General features: G+C 73.2%; 19 protein-coding genes. 8 read left to right on the forward strand and 11 right to left on the reverse strand.

Features of this window, described 5'->3' with window-relative positions:
- Positions 1 to 4: 4 nt before the first annotated feature.
- Genes ACSNOC_RS07800 through ACSNOC_RS07845 form a run of 10 tightly spaced genes read right to left on the reverse strand, consistent with a single transcriptional unit; the run spans position 5 to position 8,978 of the window.
- On the reverse strand, positions 5 to 1,552 hold the full coding sequence (locus tag ACSNOC_RS07800) for an NADH-quinone oxidoreductase subunit N (RefSeq protein ID WP_436746531.1): 1,548 nt from the start codon (positions 1,550 to 1,552) through the stop codon (positions 5 to 7).
- A complete protein-coding gene (locus tag ACSNOC_RS07805; RefSeq protein WP_436746532.1) occupies positions 1,549 to 3,126 on the reverse strand; it encodes a complex I subunit 4 family protein in 1,578 nt (525 codons plus the stop codon). Before ACSNOC_RS07805 ends, ACSNOC_RS07800 begins: the two co-directional genes overlap by 4 nt.
- A gap of 6 nt (positions 3,127 to 3,132) precedes the next feature.
- Positions 3,133 to 5,025: an NADH-quinone oxidoreductase subunit 5 family protein gene (locus tag ACSNOC_RS07810; RefSeq protein WP_436746533.1), complete on the reverse strand. Its 1,893-nt coding sequence runs from the start codon at positions 5,023 to 5,025 to the stop codon at positions 3,133 to 3,135.
- Positions 5,022 to 5,342 carry an NADH-quinone oxidoreductase subunit NuoK gene (nuoK, locus tag ACSNOC_RS07815; protein WP_436746534.1) on the reverse strand — a complete coding sequence of 107 codons (321 nt, stop codon included), beginning with the start codon at positions 5,340 to 5,342 and terminating at the stop codon, positions 5,022 to 5,024. Before nuoK ends, ACSNOC_RS07810 begins: the two co-directional genes overlap by 4 nt.
- Positions 5,342 to 5,905 (reverse strand): NADH-quinone oxidoreductase subunit J family protein, encoded by a 564-nt coding sequence (locus tag ACSNOC_RS07820; RefSeq protein ID WP_436746535.1) that lies wholly within the window; start codon positions 5,903 to 5,905, stop codon positions 5,342 to 5,344. The genes nuoK and ACSNOC_RS07820 overlap by 1 nt, the downstream gene beginning before the upstream one ends.
- Positions 5,902 to 6,432, reverse strand: coding sequence for a NuoI/complex I 23 kDa subunit family protein (locus tag ACSNOC_RS07825; protein WP_436746536.1), 531 nt, complete (start codon positions 6,430 to 6,432; stop codon positions 5,902 to 5,904). The genes ACSNOC_RS07820 and ACSNOC_RS07825 overlap by 4 nt, the downstream gene beginning before the upstream one ends.
- Entirely contained in the window at positions 6,429 to 7,388 is a 960-nt protein-coding gene (locus ACSNOC_RS07830; protein WP_436746537.1) for a complex I subunit 1/NuoH family protein, read from the reverse strand. The genes ACSNOC_RS07825 and ACSNOC_RS07830 overlap by 4 nt, the downstream gene beginning before the upstream one ends.
- A complete protein-coding gene (locus ACSNOC_RS07835; RefSeq protein WP_436746538.1) occupies positions 7,388 to 8,062 on the reverse strand; it encodes an NADH-quinone oxidoreductase subunit C in 675 nt (224 codons plus the stop codon). Before ACSNOC_RS07835 ends, ACSNOC_RS07830 begins: the two co-directional genes overlap by 1 nt.
- Positions 8,059 to 8,616, reverse strand: coding sequence for an NADH-quinone oxidoreductase subunit B (locus ACSNOC_RS07840; RefSeq protein WP_436746539.1), 558 nt, complete (start codon positions 8,614 to 8,616; stop codon positions 8,059 to 8,061). Before ACSNOC_RS07840 ends, ACSNOC_RS07835 begins: the two co-directional genes overlap by 4 nt.
- Complete coding sequence (locus ACSNOC_RS07845) at positions 8,607 to 8,978, reverse strand: NADH-quinone oxidoreductase subunit A (RefSeq protein WP_436746540.1); 372 nt, start codon at positions 8,976 to 8,978, stop codon at positions 8,607 to 8,609. The genes ACSNOC_RS07840 and ACSNOC_RS07845 overlap by 10 nt, the downstream gene beginning before the upstream one ends.
- A gap of 187 nt (positions 8,979 to 9,165) precedes the next feature.
- Between ACSNOC_RS07845 and ACSNOC_RS07850 the strand changes: the two genes are divergently transcribed.
- The 7 genes from ACSNOC_RS07850 (at position 9,166) to ACSNOC_RS07880 (ending at position 17,103) form a co-directional block, all read left to right on the forward strand.
- On the forward strand, positions 9,166 to 10,371 hold the full coding sequence (locus ACSNOC_RS07850; protein ID WP_436746541.1) for a sensor histidine kinase: 1,206 nt from the start codon (positions 9,166 to 9,168) through the stop codon (positions 10,369 to 10,371).
- Positions 10,368 to 11,657, forward strand: coding sequence for a sensor histidine kinase (locus tag ACSNOC_RS07855; RefSeq protein ID WP_436746542.1), 1,290 nt, complete (start codon positions 10,368 to 10,370; stop codon positions 11,655 to 11,657). The genes ACSNOC_RS07850 and ACSNOC_RS07855 overlap by 4 nt, the downstream gene beginning before the upstream one ends.
- A gap of 60 nt (positions 11,658 to 11,717) precedes the next feature.
- The gene (locus ACSNOC_RS07860; protein WP_436746543.1) at positions 11,718 to 12,377 is read left to right on the forward strand and encodes a response regulator transcription factor; all 660 of its coding nucleotides are present in this window, start codon (positions 11,718 to 11,720) and stop codon (positions 12,375 to 12,377) included.
- A 178-nt stretch (positions 12,378 to 12,555) separates the two neighbouring features.
- Positions 12,556 to 14,460 carry a 2-oxoacid:acceptor oxidoreductase subunit alpha gene (locus ACSNOC_RS07865; protein ID WP_436746544.1) on the forward strand — a complete coding sequence of 635 codons (1,905 nt, stop codon included), beginning with the start codon at positions 12,556 to 12,558 and terminating at the stop codon, positions 14,458 to 14,460.
- Positions 14,450 to 15,538 (forward strand): 2-oxoacid:ferredoxin oxidoreductase subunit beta, encoded by a 1,089-nt coding sequence (locus ACSNOC_RS07870; RefSeq protein ID WP_436746545.1) that lies wholly within the window; start codon positions 14,450 to 14,452, stop codon positions 15,536 to 15,538. Before ACSNOC_RS07865 ends, ACSNOC_RS07870 begins: the two co-directional genes overlap by 11 nt.
- A gap of 173 nt (positions 15,539 to 15,711) precedes the next feature.
- The gene (gene rarD, locus ACSNOC_RS07875; RefSeq protein WP_436746568.1) at positions 15,712 to 16,611 is read left to right on the forward strand and encodes an EamA family transporter RarD; all 900 of its coding nucleotides are present in this window, start codon (positions 15,712 to 15,714) and stop codon (positions 16,609 to 16,611) included.
- Positions 16,612 to 16,692: 81 nt separating this feature from the next.
- A complete protein-coding gene (locus ACSNOC_RS07880; protein WP_436746546.1) occupies positions 16,693 to 17,103 on the forward strand; it encodes a four-helix bundle copper-binding protein in 411 nt (136 codons plus the stop codon).
- Between the two features lie 9 nt (positions 17,104 to 17,112).
- Here ACSNOC_RS07880 and ACSNOC_RS07885 read toward each other — a convergent pair whose 3' ends face one another.
- Positions 17,113 to 17,730, reverse strand: a complete 618-nt coding sequence (locus ACSNOC_RS07885) for a CGNR zinc finger domain-containing protein (RefSeq protein ID WP_436746547.1) — start codon at positions 17,728 to 17,730, stop codon at positions 17,113 to 17,115.
- 21 nt (positions 17,731 to 17,751) lie between these two features.
- On the opposite strand from ACSNOC_RS07885, the gene ACSNOC_RS07890 reads away from it, so the two are divergent.
- Positions 17,752 to 18,204 carry a VOC family protein gene (locus ACSNOC_RS07890; RefSeq protein ID WP_436746548.1) on the forward strand — a complete coding sequence of 151 codons (453 nt, stop codon included), beginning with the start codon at positions 17,752 to 17,754 and terminating at the stop codon, positions 18,202 to 18,204.
- Positions 18,205 to 18,350 lie beyond the last annotated feature (146 nt).

Raw genomic sequence — 18,350 nt, forward strand, 5'->3', positions numbered from 1 at the left:
GGCCCTAGAGCAGCGCTCCCGAGGCGAAAGTGAGGATGATCTGCGGGGCTCCGGACAGGACGACGCCCGCGAGGGCGGCCAGGCCGATCGCGCCGGTCAGCGGCGGCGCGGGCCACCGGGCGCCCGTCCTGGCCCCGGCCGCCACGGCCCCGGTCGAGGGCCCGGCCCCGGCCTCGGGCCCGGTCTCGGCCCCGGCCTCGGGCCGCCGGAACAGGTAGGCCGTCCAGCGCAGGTAGTAGTACAGGGCGATGACCACATTGACCGCCATGACCACGGCCAGCACGCCGAGGTCGGCGTCGACGGCCGTGGTGAAGACCGCCACCTTCGCGAAGAGCCCGATGATCCCCGGCGGCAGCCCGGCCAGGCAGAGCAGGAAGAACGCCAGCGCCAGCGCGGCGGCCGGCTGCCGGGCGTACAGCCCCCGGTAGTCCGCGAGCCGGTCGGCCGCCCGCTGCCGCGCCACGTACGCCACCACCGCGAACGCGCCGAGGTTGACCACGCCGTACATCAGGGCGTACGCCACGGCCGTGCCGACGGTGTCCGCCGCGTACGCCGACGCGGCGACCGGCACCAGCAGATAGCCCGCCTGCCCGATGGAGGACCAGGCCAGCAGCCGCACCGCGCTGTGCGGCGCCGCCGGATCGGTGCGCAGCGCGGCCACGTTCCCCGCCGTCATGGTGAGCCCGGCCAGCACGCCGGCCACCGGCCCCCACAGGTCCCCGTAGCCGGGGAAGGCGACGGCGGTGACGAGGATCAGCCCGGCCAGGCCCGCGGTCTTGCCGACCACCGACAGATAGCCGGCCACCGGCAGCGGGGCCCCGACGTACGTCTCCGGCACCCAGAAGTGGAACGGCACCGCCGCCGCCTTGAACGCGAAGGCGACCAGGGTGAGCGCCACCCCCACCTCGATGAGCGTGGCGAGCCTCGGATCCGCCGCCGGCAGCCCCTCCGCGATCCCCTCCAGGTACAGGCTCCCGGCGCCCGCGTAGACGAAGCCGACGCCGAGCAGCGCGACGGCCGTGGCGGTGACGGACGACAGGAAGAACTTCAGCGCCGCCTCGGGACCGGCCGAGCCGCCGCCGCGGCGCAGCCCGACCAGCGCGTACGCCGGGAGGGTGGTGACCTCCAGCGCGATGATCAGCGTGGCCAGGTCACGGGCGGCGGGCAGCAGCGCCGCCCCGGCCGCCGAGGACAGCAGCAGGAACCAGAACTCCCCGCCCGGCACCTCGCCGTCCTCGGTCTCCGGGATGGACAGCAGGGCGGTGAGGAACGCGCCGCCGAGCACCAGGAGCTGCACGATCACGGCGAAACGGTCCGCCGCGTAGCTGCACATCCCCGGGTCGTCCGGCAGGCAGAACGTGGCCCGGTCGCCGTCGCGCAGCGGCAGCAGGGCGAGCGCGGCCAGCGCCAGCGCCGCCGCCGCGCCCCGGCCGAGCCACGCCTTGCGGGCGGCGGGCAGGAACAGGTCGGCGACGAGCACCGCGACGGCGGCGACGGCGGCGATCACCGGGGGCGCGATGACCGCCCAGTCGACGGTCTGGACGAGGTTCATGGGACGACTCCCGGCAGGAGGCTCTGCACGGCGGGATCGGTGAGGTCGAGCAGCACGGCGGGCCACAGCCCGGCGAGGACGGTGAGCGCGGCCAGCGGCGCGTAGGCGGCGTACTCGTAGCCGCGCAGGTCGGGCAGGTCGCTGCCGGGGGCCGGGCTGTCGCCCATGCAGACGCGGCGGACGACCAGCAGCAGGTACGCGGCCGTCAGCAGCGTGCCGAACGCGGCGACCGCGAGGTAGGTGAGGAACGCGGGCCGGCTGAGCCCGTCGGCCGGGTCGAACGCGCCGAGCATCGCGAGCAGTTCGCCCCAGAACCCGGCCAGCCCCGGCAGCCCGAGGGAGGCGACGGCGGCGAACGCCAGCAGCCCGCCGAACCGCGGCGACCGTCCGTAGAGCGCGGCGCCGCCCGCCCCCGCCAGCCAGTCGAGGTCGGTGGAGCCGGTCCGCTCCTTCAGGGCGCCGACCAGGAAGAACAGCAGCCCGGTGATCAGGCCGTGCGCGATGTTGGCGAACAGCGCGCCGTTGACCCCGGTCGGGGTGAGGGTGGCCACGCCCAGCAGCACGAAGCCCATGTGGCCGACCGAGGAGTACGCGATCAGCCGCTTCAGGTCACCGCCCGCGCCCTCCCGGACGAGAGAGAGGCAGGCGAGCGAGCCGTAGACGATGCCCGCCGCGGCGAAGGCGCCGAGGTAGGGCGCGAAGGTCTCCATGCCCTCCGGCGCCACCGGCAGCGCGATGCGGACCAGGCCGTAGGTGCCCATCTTCAGCAGCACCCCGGCCAGCAGCACCGAGCCGGTGGTGGGCGCCGCGGTGTGCGCGTCCGGCAGCCAGCTGTGCAGCGGCCACATCGGCGTCTTGACGGCGAACCCGATGCCGAGCGCCAGGACGGCCAGGAGCTGCGTGGTGTGCGTGAGCCCCTCGCCGTGCGCCGCCGCCAGGGCCACCATGTCGAACGTGCCGGCCTGGACGCCGATCAGCAGCAGGCCCAGCAGCATCACCACCGAGCCGAGCACCGTGTACAGCACGAACTTCCACGCCGCCGCCGTCCGTCCGGCGCCGCCCCAGCGGGCGATGAGGAAGTACATCGGGACGAGCACCGTCTCGAAGGCCAGGAAGAACAGCACCAGGTCGAGCACGGCGAAGGTGGCCAGCGTCCCGGCCTCCAGCAGGAGCAGCAGCGCCACGAAGGCGGCGGGCCGCGGGCCGTCCGGCGGCCGGAAGTAGCTGTGCAGGGCGCACAGGAACGTCAGCAGCGCGGTCAGCACCAGCAGCGGCAGCGAGATGCCGTCCACGCCGAGGTGCAGCCGGACGCCGAGCGCAGGGATCCAGCTCGCGTCGGTCTCGGCCTGGATCCGCCCGGGGTCGTCGTGGTCGAACGCGGCGGCCAGCACCAGGGTGGCCGCCAGCACGACCCCGGAGACCGTGACGCCGTGCCGCAGCACGTCGCGGTCGGGGCCGTGCCGGCCGCGCAGGCCGGGCGGCGCGGGCAGCAGTGCGGCCACCGCGCCCAGCAGCGGCAGGACGACGACGGCGACCAGCAGCAGTCGCGTCGCGGTGTCGTTCAGGGTGATCATGGGCGGTCACTTCCCCGTGACGACGAGGACGGCGGCGACGGCCAGGACGAGGGCCCCGGCGGCCAGCGCGCTCAGGTACGTCTGGACGTTGCCGGTCTGGGCGCGGCGGGTGAGGGTGCCGAGCAGGCCGGTCCCGGCGGCGGCGCCGCGCACGTAGGTGTCGATGACGGCGGCGTCGAGGAAGCGCACCAGCGTGGCGGCGGCCCGGACCGGCCGGACGAACGCCGCCGCGTAGACGGCGTCGAGGTGGAACCCGGCGGCGGCGTGCCGGTGCAGCGGGCCGAGCAGCACCGGCGCCGGGTCGACCGGCCCGTCGCCCTCGTACGCCCGCCGCCAGCCCGCCCACGCCGCCAGCCCGCCGAGCAGCGCGGCGCCCGTCGCCAGCAGCGAGGTGAGCGCGGACGGGGCGAGGGACCCGCCGTCGAACCAGCCGGGCAGCTCCCGGTAGGCCAGGCCGAGCGCCAGGGCGGGCAGCGCCAGCAGCCACAGCACGGCGGACATCACCGGGCTCGCGCCCTCCCCGACGGGCACCGGCTCCTCGCGCGCGCCGGCCGGGTCGTGGAAGACGACCAGCCACAGCCGGGCCGCGTAGGCCGCGGTGACCAGGGCGGTGGCCAGGCCCGCGACGAGCACGATCCAGCCCGCGGCGGCCGGGACGCCGTGGCCCGGTTCCAGCGCGGCGTGCTCGGCGGCGCCGAGGACGGCCTCCTTGGAGAAGAACCCGGAGAACGGCGGCACGGCGGCCAGCGCGAGCAGCCCGATCGTCATCGCCCAGAACGCGTCGGGCGCCCGCCGCTTCAGCGCCCGCAGCCGCGACATGGCGGTCAGCGAGCCGGTGCCCGCGGTGTGGATGAGCACCCCGGCGGTGAGGAAGAGGAGCGCCTTGAACGCGCCGTGGGTGAGGAGGTGGAAGACGGCCGCCCCGCGGTCCGCGACGGCCAGCGCGCCCGTCATGTAGCCCAGCTGGCCGATGGTGGAGTACGCCAGTATCCGTTTGACGTCGTCCTGGGCGAGCGCGGCGAGCGCCGACCCCAGCATGGTGAGCGCGGCCATGACGGCCAGGACGGCGAGCGCGGCGGCCGAGGCGGCGAACACGGGCAGCAGCCGGGCGATCAGGTAGACGCCCGCGGCGACCATGGTGGCGGCGTGGATGAGCGCGGAGACGGGCGTCGGGCCGGCCATCGCGTCGGGCAGCCAGGTGTGCAGCGGCACCTGCGCCGACTTGCCGGCCACCCCGGCGAGCAGCAGCAGCGCCACGAGCGTCGGGTGCGCGAGGTCGCGCGCCGCGTGGTGGGCGACGGCGCTGATCCGGAACGTGCCCGCGTCGCCGGCCAGGACCAGGATGCCGATCAGGAACGGCACGTCGCCGAGCTTGGTGACCAGGAACGCCTTCAGCGACGCGGCGCGGGCGGCCGACGTCTCCCAGTAGTGGCCGACCAGGAAGTAGGAGGCGATGCCCATGACCTCCCAGCCGGTCAGCAGCACGATCAGGTCGTCGGTGTAGACGACGAGCAGCATCGCGGCGGTGAAGAGGGAGACGAGGGCGGCGTACGACGGGTAGCGCGGGTCGCCGCGCATGTAGCCGGTGGAGTAGAGCTGGACGCAGCCGGCGACGACGGTGACCAGGACGGCCACGAGGACGGCGAACCCGTCGAGGCGCAGGGCCAGTTCGATGGGGAGCGCCTCGTTCCCGGTGCGGGTGAGGCGGGTGGCGGCGTCGATCGGCTCGTCGCCGCCCTGGCGCAGCGCCACGAAGACGGCGAGCCCGGCGGAGAACAGCGTGGGCAGCACGGCCAGCGGGCGCGTGAACCCGGGGGCGCGCCGGCCGGTGAGCAGGATCAGCGCCGCGGCGGCGAAGGGCAGCAGCGGGACGAGGACGGCGGCGGTCGTGGTGTTCACGGGACGGGGTTCTTCTCCCGGAGCTCGGTCAGCCGGTCGACGGCCGAGGTGCCGCGGCGTCGGTGCACGAGCAGCACGATGGCGAGGCCGATGCCGATCTCCGCGGCGGCGAGGGCGATGAGGAAGAGCGTGAAGACCTGGCCGGTGTGGGTGGCGTCGCGCAGCCACACGTCGAACGCGACCAGGTTGAGGCCGACGGCGGAGAGCATCAGCTCCACCGACATCAGCACGAGGATGGCGTTGCGCCGGGCCAGGACGCCGTACAGGCCGACGCAGAACAGCAGCGCGGACAGCACGGCCGGGTAGACGAGGTGCATCAGCGCTCACCGTCCTTCGCGGCGGCGTCGTCGCGGGACGGGCCGTCCTTGCGGGACAGGACGATGGCGCCGACGAGGGCGGCGAGCAGCAGGACGGACAGCGCCTCGAACGGCAGCACCCAGACGCGGAACAGGCTCTCGCCCACCGGCCCGGAGGCGCCGTGCGGGGTGTCGAGGTCGATCCAGGCGGTGCGGAACGCGTCGACGACGAGGGTGACGAGGGTGCCGGCGGCGGCGAGGGCCACGACGAGCGCGACCGGGCGGTTGCGCGAATCGGCGTCGGCGGACGGCCCGATGGGCGCCTTGGTGAGCATCAGCCCGAACAGCAGCAGGACGACGACCGACCCGAGGTAGATCAGGACCTGCACCCAGGCCACGAACTCGGCGGTGAGCAGCAGGTACTGGACGGCGATCCCGCCGAGGGCGACGACCAGCCAGAGCGCGGCGTGCACGAGCTGCTTGGTGGTGACGCACAGCACGGCGGCGCCGAGGACGACGAGGCCGGTCAGGACGAAGACGATCTCCTGTCCGGACGGCGAGAGATACCCGTTGCCGCCGGTCACGTCCCCTCCCCCGCGCGCTCCGCCGCCTTGCGGGCGGCGGCGATCTCCTTGGGCTCCTCGGCCGCCGGGTCCAGCGGCGGCGGCTCGGGAACGGTCCACATCCACTGGCGCAGCCGGTCCCGCTCGTGGGTCAGCTCGTGGATGTCGGTCTCGGAGTACTCGAACTCCGGGGACCAGAACAGCGCGTCGAACGGGCAGACCTCGACGCAGATCCCGCAGTACATGCAGAGCGAGAAGTCGATGGCGAACCGGTCGAGGACGTTGCGGCTGCGCTCGCGCCCGCCGGGGGCGGCCGGGGGCAGGGTCTCCTTGTGGGAGTCGATGTAGATGCACCAGTCGGGGCACTCACGGGCGCAGAGCATGCAGACCGTGCAGTTCTCCTCGAACAGCGCGATCACGCCCCGGCTGCGGGGCGGCAGTTCGGGCTGTACCTCCGGGTACTGCCGCGTCACGGCGCGGCGCGTCATGGTGCGCAGCGTGACGGCCAGGCCCTTGACGAGACCGGACCCCGGGACGGGAGGGCTCATGCGATCACCACCCTGACGACTCCGGTGAGGGCGACCTGCGCGAGGGCGAGCGGCACCAGCACGGTCCAGGCGAACTTCTGGATCTGGTCGGCGCGCAGCCGCGGCCACGCCACGCGGGTCCAGATGACGAGGAAGGCGAGGACGCCGGTCTTCAGCAGCATCCACAGCCAGCCGAGCGTGTCGGCGGCGGGGCCGTGCCAGCCGCCGAGGAAGAGGACGGCGGTCAGCGCGCAGACGACGACGATGCCGGCGTACTCGGCGAGGAGGAAGAAGGCGAAGCGGAGGCCGGAGTACTCGGTGTAGGCACCGAAGACGATCTCCTCGTTGGCGATCGGCGCGTCGAACGGCGGCCGTTGCAGCTCGGCGAGCCCGGCGGTGAAGAAGACGAAGGCGCCGACGAGCTGCCAGGGCACCCACCACCACTCGAACGCGGCCAGGATGCCGGTGAGGCTGAGGGTGCCGGCGGCCATGGCGACGGAGGCGGCGGTGAGGAGGAGCGGCAGCTCGTACGCCATGAGCTGGGCGGCGGTGCGCATGCCGCCGAGCAGCGAGTACTTGTTGGCGGAGGCCCAGCCGCCCATCAGGGAGCCGAGGACGCCGACGCCGAGGACGGCGAGGACGAAGAAGATCCCGGCGTCGAGGACCTGGCCGACCATCCCGTCCGGCCCGAACGGGATCGCGATCATCACCACCAGGTACGGGATGAGCGCGACGGCGGGCGCGAGCCGGAAGACCCGGCGGTCGGCCCCGGCCGGGACGATGTCCTCCTTCTGCGCGAACTTCACGCCGTCGGCGACGAGTTGGGCCCAGCCGTGGAATCCGCCCGCGTGCATCGGGCCGACCCGGCCCTGCATGTGGGCCATGACCTTGTGCTCGCCCTGCCCGACGAGGAGCGGCAGGACGAGGAAGGCCAGCAGCACGGCGACCAGCCGCGCCGCGACGTCGAGGAGATCCATCACCGGCTCCCCTCGTCGCCGTTCCCGGCGTCCTGGTCCCACGGCACGTCCCCGCGCCGGGGCCGCGCGGGCCCCGGCCCGGCGGAGGCGGCCGGGCCCTCGGGGAGCTGCCCCTTCAGCGGGCCCCATTCGTTCGGGTCGGGGACGCCGGGGGGCAGCATCTGGCGGCGCTTGGGGCCGCCGTGGGCCGGTTCGCCGGGCTCCTTGGCGCCGGGCCACGCCTTGGCCACGCGGGCCGCCAGGACGAAGTCCTTGCGCAGCGGGTGTCCCTCGAAGTTCTCCGGCAGCAGCAGCGGGATCAGCTCCGGGTGGCCGGGGAAGTCGATGCCGAACATCTCCCGCGTCTCCCGCTCGTGCCACGCCGCGCCCGCGTACACGCCGGTCACGGTCGGCAGCGCCGCGTTCTCGTGCGGCACGGTGGTGCGCAGCAGCAGGCGGCGCGGCGGGGTGCCGAGCGCGGCGACGTGGGCGCAGACGAGGAAACCGGTGCCCGGCTCGTCCACCGCGCTCAGCCAGTCGAAGAACGTGCAGCCCAGCTCGTCGCGCGCCGTCCGCAGCGCGCCGGCCCACGCGGCCGGCGGCACGTCCACGGTCAGCACGTCGTACGCCTCCGACGCCCGGGCACCCTCCCCGAAGATGTCCTCGGCGGGACGCGGCAGCCAGCCGACGGTCACCGCCCGCTCCCCCGGTCCGGGGTGACGAGGCCGCTGGTCAGGGCCGCCGGGGAGGCGGCGTACCGCTCGGGCACCGACTCGGCCGCGATCTTCTCCTGGAGGGTGAGGATGCCCTGCATCAGCGCCTCGGGCCGGGGCGGGCAGCCGGGCACGTAGACGTCGACGGGGATGATCTGGTCGACGCCCTTCGTCACGGCGTACGAGTCCCAGTACGGGCCGCCGCAGTTGGCGCAGGCGCCGAACGAGATCACGTACTTCGGCTCCGGCATCTGCTCGTAGAGCCGCTTCACGGCGGGCGCCATCTTGTCGGTGACCGTTCCGGCGACGACCATCAGGTCGGCCTGGCGCGGGCCCGGCGCGAACGGGATCACACCGAGCCGGATGAAGTCGTGCCGCGCCATCGACGCCGCGATGAACTCGATGGCGCAGCAGGCGAGTCCGAAGTTGAACACCCACAGGCTGTAGCGGCGGCCCCAGTTGAGGACCACCTTCATCGGCTCGGGCGCCAGCCGCGCCAGCGGCCCCAGCGCCGGCTTCACCGGCCTCACGTCCATGTCAGGACCCCCTTCTTCCACACGTACAGCAGCCCGACGCCGAGGAAGCCCAGGAAGACGAACATCTCCACCAGCGTGGTGCCGCCGAAGCCGTCCGCCGCGAAGACCGTCGCCCACGGGAAGAGGAAGACGGAGTCGACGGCGAAGATCACGTAGAGGAAGGCGTAGACGTAGAACCGCACCTGCGTGTGGGCCCAGCCCTCGCCGACCGGGTCGACGCCCGACTCGTACGTCAGCAGCTTCTCCTGTGTGGGGATCACGGGCCTCAGCAGCCGGTTCGCGCCGAACGCGACGGCCACGAACAGCACGCCGACGACCGCGACCAGACCGACGACCGCGTAGCCGTGGAAGTAGTCGGGCACGTTTCGGCCTCCGACCGGGGACAGGGGGACTGACTGCACGGGAGTCTAGGCGGTGGTGGGCCGCTTGTGACCACCGTGGGGACGTCAGGGGGGCCTTCCCCGAGGTCGCGGGGGTGGGGATAGCCCCACCGCGGTTGACCGACCCACCCCATGGCGGCCGTGGTGGCCGCCGGGCAGTCTTGGGGCCATGACCAGCGCCATCGCCGCCGAAACCCCCGCGCCGCTGCCGCCGCCGCGCGCCCCGCTGGGCGCCCAGACCTGGCGGGAGTGCGGGTATCTCCTGTCGGGCTGGCCGCTCGACCTGCTCGCGTTCTGCTACGTGGTGGTGTGGATCTACGTCGGGGCGCTGCTCTCCGTCACGGTGATCGGCCTGCCGGTGCTGGCCGCCGGACTGCTCGGCTGCCGCCGCCTCGGCGCCTGGGAGCGGGCCCGCGCCCGGGAGCTGCTGCGGCTGCCGATCGACGAGCCGAGCCCGCTGCGCGGCGCGCGGCGGGGCGCGGGCTTCTTCGGGTGGGTGTGGGCCGGGCTGAAGGATCCGGTGGGGTGGCGGTCCGCGCTGTTCTTCGTGGTGCGGCTGCCGTGGACAACGCTGGCCTGCTGGGTGACGTTCGTCTCGCTCTTCGTGGCCTGGCCGGCGCTGCCGTGGCTGGCGCGCTGGATGACCAACGTGGACCGGGCCCTGGTGCGCGGCCTGCTGTCGCCGTCGGACGAACTGGAGCGGCGGATCGCCGAGCTGGAGTCGGACCGGTCGGTGGTGGTGGACACCTCGGCGGCGGATCTGCGGCGGATCGAGCGGGATCTGCACGACGGGGCGCAGGCGCGGCTGGTGGCGCTGGCGATGGATCTGGGGCTGGCGAAGGAGAAGCTGACCGAGGACCCGGAGACGGCGGCACGGATGGTGGAGGAGGCGCACGGCGAGGTCAAGCTCGCCCTCCAGGAGCTGCGCGATCTCGCGCGGGGCATCCATCCGGCGATCCTCACCGACCGGGGACTCGGTCCCGCGCTGTCCGCCGTCGCCTCGCGCTGCGCGGTGCCGGTCCGGGTGACCGTGGAGCTGGACGCCCGCCCGGCCCCGGCGATCGAGGGCATCGCGTACTTCACGGCCTCGGAGCTGCTGCAGAACGTCAGCAAGCACAGCGGCGCCGCGCACGCCTCGGTGGACGCGTGGCGGGCGGGCGACCGGCTGATGCTCCAGGTCACCGACGACGGCCGGGGCGGCGCCGACGCGACGGCCGGATCGGGCCTGGCCGGGCTCGCCGAACGCCTCGCCGCCGTTGACGGCCTCCTCGGCATCCACTCCCCCGCCGGCGGGCCGACCACCGTCACCGCCGAACTGCCCTGGCGGGACCGTCCGTCGGGGCCCGCCGACGCCCCGGAAGGGACCCCGCGATGACCGTGCTGCGCCTGCCCTTCACCGCCCGCTTCTGGCGGGAGGGTCTGTACGGGCTGCTCAACCTGCCGATGGCGCTGATCGGGTTCGTCGTCGCGGTGACCGGCCTGTCGGTCAGCGGCGGGCTGCTGGTGACGTTCGTCGGGCTGCCGCTGATGGCGGTGGTGCTGCTGGTCCTGCGCCTGTTCGGGCGGCTGGAGCGGATCAGGGCGCGGGCGCTGCTGGGGCTGGACGTGGCCGAACCCGAGCCGCTGCGGACGCGCGGGGGGAGCCGGGGTCCGCTGGCGTGGACGGGCGCGATGCTCCGCAGCAACGTGTCGTGGCGGTCGGCGGCGTACGCGCTGCTGCACCTGCCGTGGGGGGTGTGCACGTTCTCGGTGGTGACGGCGCTGTGGGCGGCGGGCTGGTCGATGCTGACGTACCCGCTGTGGTTCTGGACGATCCCCGCGTTCACCGAGGAGCCGGGGGTGGGCGTCAACACCGACGGCGAGGGCGGCGGCTGGATCTGGGACGGGCCGTTCGAGGTGATCATGGCCGTGGTGCTGGGGATGCTGGTGCTGATCGCCGCGGCGCCCCTGATCCGGGGCATGGCGGCGGTGGACCGGCTGCTGGTGTCCGGTCTGCTGGGCCCGTCGGCGGCGGCGACGCGGATGTGGCAGCTGGAGTCGGACCGGTCGGTGGTGGTGGATACCTCGGCGGCGGATCTGCGGCGGATCGAGCGGGATCTGCACGACGGGGCGCAGGCGCGGCTGGTGGCGCTGGCGATGGATCTGGGGCTGGCGAAGGAGAAGCTGACCGAGGACCCGGAGACGGCGGCACGGATGGTGGAGGAGGCGCACGGCGAGGTCAAGCTCGCCCTCCAGGAGCTGCGCGATCTCGCGCGGGGCATCCATCCGGCGATCCTCACCGACCGGGGACTCGGCCCCGCGCTGTCCGCCGTCGCCTCGCGCTGCGCGGTGCCGGTGGTGGTGGAGGTGGAGCTCGGGTCGCGTCCGGCTCCGGCGATCGAGGGCATCGCCTACTTCACGGCCTCGGAGCTGCTGCAGAACGTCAGCAAGCACAGCGGTGCGCGGCGGGCGGGGGTCGACGTGTGGCGGGCGGGTGACCGGCTGATGCTCCAGGTCACCGACGACGGCCGGGGCGGCGCCGACGCGACGGCCGGATCGGGCCTGGCCGGGCTCGCCGAACGCCTCGCCGCCGTCGACGGGCTGCTGGCGATCGAGTCCCCGGCCGGCGGGCCGACCACGGTCACGGCGGCCCTCCCCTGGCGGGACCGTCCGGCCCCCTGACGCGGCGCGGAGGTGAGATCCTGCTCGCGGGAGCTTGCCATCGCGAACGGGGAGTGGAACGTGCGGGTAGTCATCGCCGAGGACTCGGTGCTGCTCCGGGAGGGGCTGACCCGGCTGCTGAACGACCGGGGGCACGACGTCGTCGCCGGGGTCGGGGACGGAGAAGCACTGATCAGGGCGGTGCGGGAGCTGGCGGACGGGGGCGAGCCGCCGGACGTGGTGGTGGCGGACGTGCGGATGCCGCCGACGCACACGGACGAAGGCGTGCGGGCGGCCGTGCTGCTGCGGCAGCGGTACCCGGATCTCGGGGTGCTGGTGCTGTCGCAGTATGTGGAGGAGCAGTACGCGACGGAGCTGATCGCGGGGTCCAGCCGGGGCGTGGGGTACCTGCTGAAGGACCGGGTGGCGGACGTCAGCGAGTTCGTGGAGGCGGTGGCGCGGGTGGCGACGGGCGGCACGGCGCTCGACCCGGAGGTCGTCGCGCAGTTGCTCGGACGCAGCCGCAAGCAGGACGTGCTCGCGGGGCTCACGCCACGGGAAAGGGAAGTCCTAGGTCTGATGGCGGAGGGCCGAACGAACTCGGCCATCGCTCAACAACTCGTTGTGAGTCACGGAGCGGTCGAAAAGCACGTAAGCAACATCTTCATGAAACTCGGCTTGGCGCAGAGTGACACAGATCACCGGCGGGTCTTGGCGGTTCTGACCTATCTCAATTCCTAGCGTCCTGCCAGGCTGGAACAGGGATGTGAGCGGACCAAGGGCCGGGTACGGGGGGCGTGTTGAGGGTGCGGGAACGCCATGGGACAGGGATACGTCCCATCATGTGATCACCTTCAGGTAGGCAACCCTTACCCACGTACCATGGCCGAGATGAGCCGCCTCGAAGGAGGACTGAGCAGTGACCACTGAGGTCGACCAGGGAAACCGGGACAGCGGGAGCGCCAAGGACGTGCGGCGCCTGGACCGGGTGATCATCCGGTTCGCCGGGGACTCGGGTGACGGAATGCAGCTCACGGGTGACCGTTTCACCTCCGAGACGGCTTCCCTGGGGAATGACCTGTCGACGCTGCCGAACTTCCCGGCGGAAATCCGTGCCCCGGCCGGGACGCTTCCGGGTGTCTCCTCCTTCCAGCTCCACTTCGCCGATCACGACATCCTGACGCCGGGTGACGCCCCGAATGTCCTGGTGGCGATGAATCCGGCGGCGCTGAAGGCCAATCTGCCCGATCTGCCGCGCGGCGCCGAGCTGATCGTGAACACGGACGAGTTCGGTGCCCGCGCCCTGGCCAAAGTCGGTTACGAAAGCAATCCGCTGGAGGACGGCTCCCTCGACGGGTACGCGCTGCACAAGGTGCCGCTGACCACGCTGACGGTCGAGGCGCTGAAGGACTTCGATCTCACGCGCAAGGACGCCGGGCGCTCGAAGAACATGTTCGCGCTGGGTCTGCTGTCGTGGATGTACCACCGGCCGACCGAGGGCACCGAGGCGTTCCTGCGGGCCAAGTTCGCCAAGCGCCCGGAGATCGCCGAGGCCAACGTCACCGCGTTCCGCGCGGGGTGGAATTTCGGGGAGACCACCGAGGAGTTCGCCGTCTCCTACGAGGTGGCGCCGGCCGCCTCCGCGTTCCCTGCGGGCACCTACCGGAACATCTCGGGGAACCTGGCTCTCGCCTACGGCCTGATCGCCGCCGCGCGCTGCGCCGACCTGCCGCTGTTCCTCGGGTCCTACCCGATCACCCCGGCCTCGGACATCCTGCACGAGCTGTCCCGGCACAAGAACTTCGGCGTGCGCACCTTCCAGGCCGAGGACGAGATCGCCGGCATCGGCGCGGCCCTGGGCGCGGCCTTCGGCGGCGCGCTGGGCGTGACCACCACCTCGGGCCCCGGCGTCGCGCTGAAGTCGGAGACGATCGGCCTGGCCGTCTCGCTGGAGCTGCCGCTGCTCATCGTCGACATCCAGCGCGGCGGCCCGTCCACCGGCCTGCCGACCAAGACCGAGCAGGCGGACCTGCTCCAGGCGATGTACGGGCGCAACGGCGAGGCGCCGGTGCCGATCGTGGCCCCGGCCACCCCCGGCGACTGCTTCACCGCCGCCCTGGACGCGGCCCGCATCGCGCTGACCTACCGCACCCCGGTCTTCCTGCTCTCCGACGGGTACCTGGCCAACGGCTCCGAGCCGTGGCGCGTGCCGGAGGTGGAGGCGCTGCCGGACCTGCGCGTGCAGTTCGCCACCGGGCCGAACCACACGCTCGCCGACGGCACCGAGGTCTTCTGGCCGTACAAGCGGGACGAGGCGACGCTGGCCCGGCCGTGGGCGGTCCCGGGCACGCCGGGGCTGGAGCACCGCGTCGGCGGCATCGAGAAGCAGGACGGCACGGGCAACATCAGCTACGACCCGGCCAACCACGACTTCATGGTCCGCACCCGCCAGGCCAAGACGGACGGCATCGAGGTCCCCGACGTCGTCGTGGACGACCCCAGCGGCCAGGCCAGGGTGCTGGTGCTGGGCTGGGGCTCGACGTTCGGGCCGATCACCGCCGCCGTCCGCCGCATCCGGCGGGCCGGCGGGCACATCGCCCAGACCCACCTGCGCCACCTCAACCCCTTCCCCGCCAACCTCGGAGAGGTGCTGCGGGCCTACGACCGGGTCGTCCTGCCGGAGATGAACCTCGGCCAGCTCGCGACCCTGCTGCGCGCGAAGTACCTGGTTGACGTGCGTTCCCTCACCCAGGTCACCGGCCTGCCCTTCAAGGCCGAGCAGCTCGCATCCGCTTTCAAGGAGGCTGTCGACGATGTCCACTGAGACGCCCATCCAGGCCCGCACCGCACTGTCCCTGGTTCCCACCGCCGACACCCGGCAGTCCGCCAAGGACTTCAAGTCGGACCAGGAGGTCCGCTGGTGCCCCGGCTGCGGTGACTACGCCGTGCTGGCCGCCGTCCAGGGCTTCCTGCCCGAGCTAGGCCTGGCCAGGGAGAACATCGTCTTCATCTCCGGCATCGGCTGCTCCTCCCGCTTCCCGTACTACATGAACACCTACGGGATGCACTCGATCCACGGCCGCGCCCCGGCGATCGCCACCGGCCTGGCCGCCGCCCGCCGGGACCTGTCGGTATGGGTCGTCACCGGCGACGGCGACGCGCTGTCCATCGGCGGCAACCACCTCATCCACGCCCTGCGGCGCAACGTCAACCTGAAGATCCTGCTGTTCAACAACCGGATCTACGGGCTGACCAAGGGCCAGTACTCGCCCACCTCCGAGCCCGGCAAGATCACCAAGTCCACGCCGATGGGCTCGCTGGACACCCCGTTCAACCCCGTCTCGCTGGCACTGGGCGCCGAGGCGTCGTTCGTCGCCCGCACCATCGACTCCGACCGCAAACACCTCACCGGCGTGCTGCGCGCCGCCGCCGGACACCACGGCTCGGCGCTGGTGGAGATCTACCAGAACTGCAACATCTTCAACGACGGCGCCTTCGAGGCCCTCAAGGACAAGGACCAGGCGCTGGAGGCCGTGATCCGGCTGGAGCACGGGGAGCCGATCCGCTTCGGCGCCCCGGCCGCGGACGGGCTCGGCTCCAAGGGCGTGGTGCGCGACCCGGCCACCGGCGACCTGAAGGTCGTCGACGTCGCCGCCGAGGGCACCGACGGCATCCTGGTCCACGACGCCCACGCCGCGTCCCCGACCACCGCGTTCGCGCTCTCCCGGCTGGCCGACCCGCACACCCTGCACCGCACCCCGGTCGGTGTGCTGCGCAGCGTCCGGCGCCCGGTCTACGAAGACCTGATGGCCGACCAGATCGAGCAGGCGGTCGAACGGCACGGCAAGGGCGACCTGGCCACACTGCTCACCGGGAACGACACCTGGACCGTCAAAGGCTGACACCCCCCGCCACCCGGCCGCCCGACAGCACCATGAGCCCGAAACGGGAATGACAACCCGCCCGTGCGGCGCTACGTTCAGGGAGGCGTCGGGCGACGGGGAGGGCAGCGGTGAGCGCAGGGGGCGGCACGGCGAGCCGGGCGGGACTGGCCTACGGGCTGGCGGCGTTCGGGATGTGGGGGCTGCTCCCGCTCTACTGGCACCTGCTGGACAGCACGCCCGCCGGCGAGGTGCTCGCCCACCGCATGGTGTGGTCGCTGCCCACGGCCCTGCTGATGCTGGCCGCCGTGCGGAACTGGGGCTGGATACGGCCGCTGCTGCGCCGGCCGAAGCGGCTGGGCATGCTGGCGCTCTCCGCGACGCTCATCTCGGTGAACTGGTACATCTTCATCTGGGCCGTCGCGGAGGACCGGGTGCTGGAGGCCTCCCTGGGGTATTTCGTCAACCCCCTCCTCACCATCGCGCTCGGCGTGGTGCTGCTGTCGGAGCGGCTGCGGCCCGTGCAGTGGGCGGCCGTCGGCGTCGGGGGCGCGGCGGTGGTCGTGATGAGCGTCGCCTACGGGCAGGTGCCGTGGATCGCGCTGGCGCTGAGCGTCAGCTTCGCGACGTACGGCCTGATCAAGAAGCGGACCGCGCTGGACGGGCTGGAGGGCTTCAGCGCCGACTCCGCCCTGCAGTTCCTGCCGGCGCTCGGCTTCCTGATCGTGCTCGGGGCGCGCGGCGACGCCACGTTCACCGGTGAGGGCACCGGACACGCGCTGCTGCTGGTGGTCAGCGGGCTGGCCACCGCGCTGCCGCTGATCTTCTTCGGGGCCGCCGCCGTCCGCGTGCCGCTGTCCACGATCGGGCTGATGCAGTACATCGCGCCGACCACCATGTTCCTGCTGGGCGTGCTGGCCTTCCACGAGGAGATGCCGCCGGAGCGCTGGGCCGGGTTCCTGCTGGTGTGGACGGCGCTGTGCATGCTGACGTGGGACGCGCTGCGCCAGGCGCGCCGCAACCGCAGGACGGCCGCCGTCGCCCGGCACACCCCCGCGGTGGCCGAGCCGCGCCCGGCCGTGGTGACGGACTGAGCCGTTTCCCCCTCCCGCCCACCGGTTACCCGGAGCGGGACAGAACGGCTCTTTTCCGGCACCATCCGGGAGTGATGGATCATGACGATGGCGATCGACGACATGCTGGCCACCTACCCCGCCGACCTCGGCCGGGTGGACCGGGACCAGCTCAGGCGCTGTATCGAGGAGTGCGTGGCCTGCGCCCAGGCGTGTACCGCCTGCGCGGACTCCTGCCTGTCCGAGCGGCAGGTGGCGGACCTGGTGAAGTGCGTCCGCACCGACCTGGACTGTGCGGACATCTGCGAGGCGACGGCCCGCGTGCTCTCCCGGCACACCGGCTACGACGCGAACGTGACCCGCGCGCAGCTCACCGCGTGCGCCACGGTCTGCAAGGCGTGCGCCGAGGAGTGCGAGCGGCACGCCTCCCGGCACGACCACTGCCGCGTCTGCGCGGAGGCCTGCCGCCGCTGCGAGCGGGCCTGCCGCGAGCTGCTGGCCTCCCTCGGCTGAACCGGCTCGTCAGGGCGGCCCGGCCCCGCCGGGCTCCCCGGAACGGCGGGCCCGCAGGGCCCGCACCTTGTGGCGGTTGCCGCAGTGCTCCATCGAGCACCAGCGGCGGCTGCCCGGCCGTGAGGTGTCCACGTAGACGAGGAAGCAGTTGTCCCCCGCGCACATCCTGATCCGGTCCCGGAACGGGCCGGTCAGCAGTTCCACCGCGTCCCGCGCGACCGTGGCGAGCAGCCGCTCGCCGGTCAGCGCGCCGGTCCACGCCCGCTCCCCGTCCGGGCCGATCACCGGGGCCAGCGGCGGGCGGGCGGCGGACGCGTTGACGACGGCGAGATCGGCGCTCGGCGCGGCGGCGCCCTCGGCACGCGCCACGGCCAGCCGCCACAGGGCGTCCCGCAGCGCTCTGGCCGCGGTCAGGTCGGCGGGCGTCACCTCCACGGCGGGCGTCGGCGTCAGGCGGCAGCGCCCGGCCCAGTCGGCCAGGTCGGCGGGCTCGTGCAGCACCTCGTACCGCGCGAACGCGCCGGGGCCGCCGGTCGGCAGCAGCTCCAGGCACAGGGCGCCGGGATCGAACCGGTACGGCGCGCCGGAGGCGGCGCGCAGGACGAGACCTGTTGCGGACGACGTCATGTAACTACTATAACTAGTTACATGGCACTTGACTGGAAGCTGGTCATCGACACCAGGGACGCCCCCGCGCTCGCCGACTTCTGGGCCGCCGCCCTGGAGTACGAGGTGGAGGACAACAGCGCCTTGATCGAACGGCTGCTGGCCGCCGGCCAGATCGGTCCCGACCGGATCAGGGAGCACGGCGGACGCGCGACCTTCCGCGGCTTCGCCGCCGTCCGCCACCCCGACGACCCCTACGACGAGGCGACCGGCATCGGCCGCGGCCGACGGCTGCTCTTCCAGGACGTCCCCGAGCCCAAGACCGTCAAGAACCGTCTGCACATCGACATCCACGGCGAGCGGGGCACGCTGGAGGAGCGGGTCAGCCGCCTGGAGAAGCTGGGCGCCACCCGCGTCGAGGAGCACGACCAGGGCCCGGCGGGCCACTGGTGGATCATGCTCGACCCCGAGTCGAACGAATTCTGCGTGAGCTGACGGCTCGCCGCGACGCCGCGCCACGCGGTGAGCCGCGCACACGGTGAAGAGTGCGCGGGGGCAGCCCCCGCCCCTGCCCCCGCGCCTCGGTGTTTCGCCGGGCCGCCGCTCCCACCCCTGTCGGCGGCGGCCCGGCCAACGCCCTC

The sequence above is a fragment of the Streptomyces sp. URMC 129 genome (assembly GCF_051386415.1).
In the GTDB taxonomy this organism is placed as follows: Bacteria; Actinomycetota; Actinomycetes; order Streptomycetales; family Streptomycetaceae; genus Streptomyces.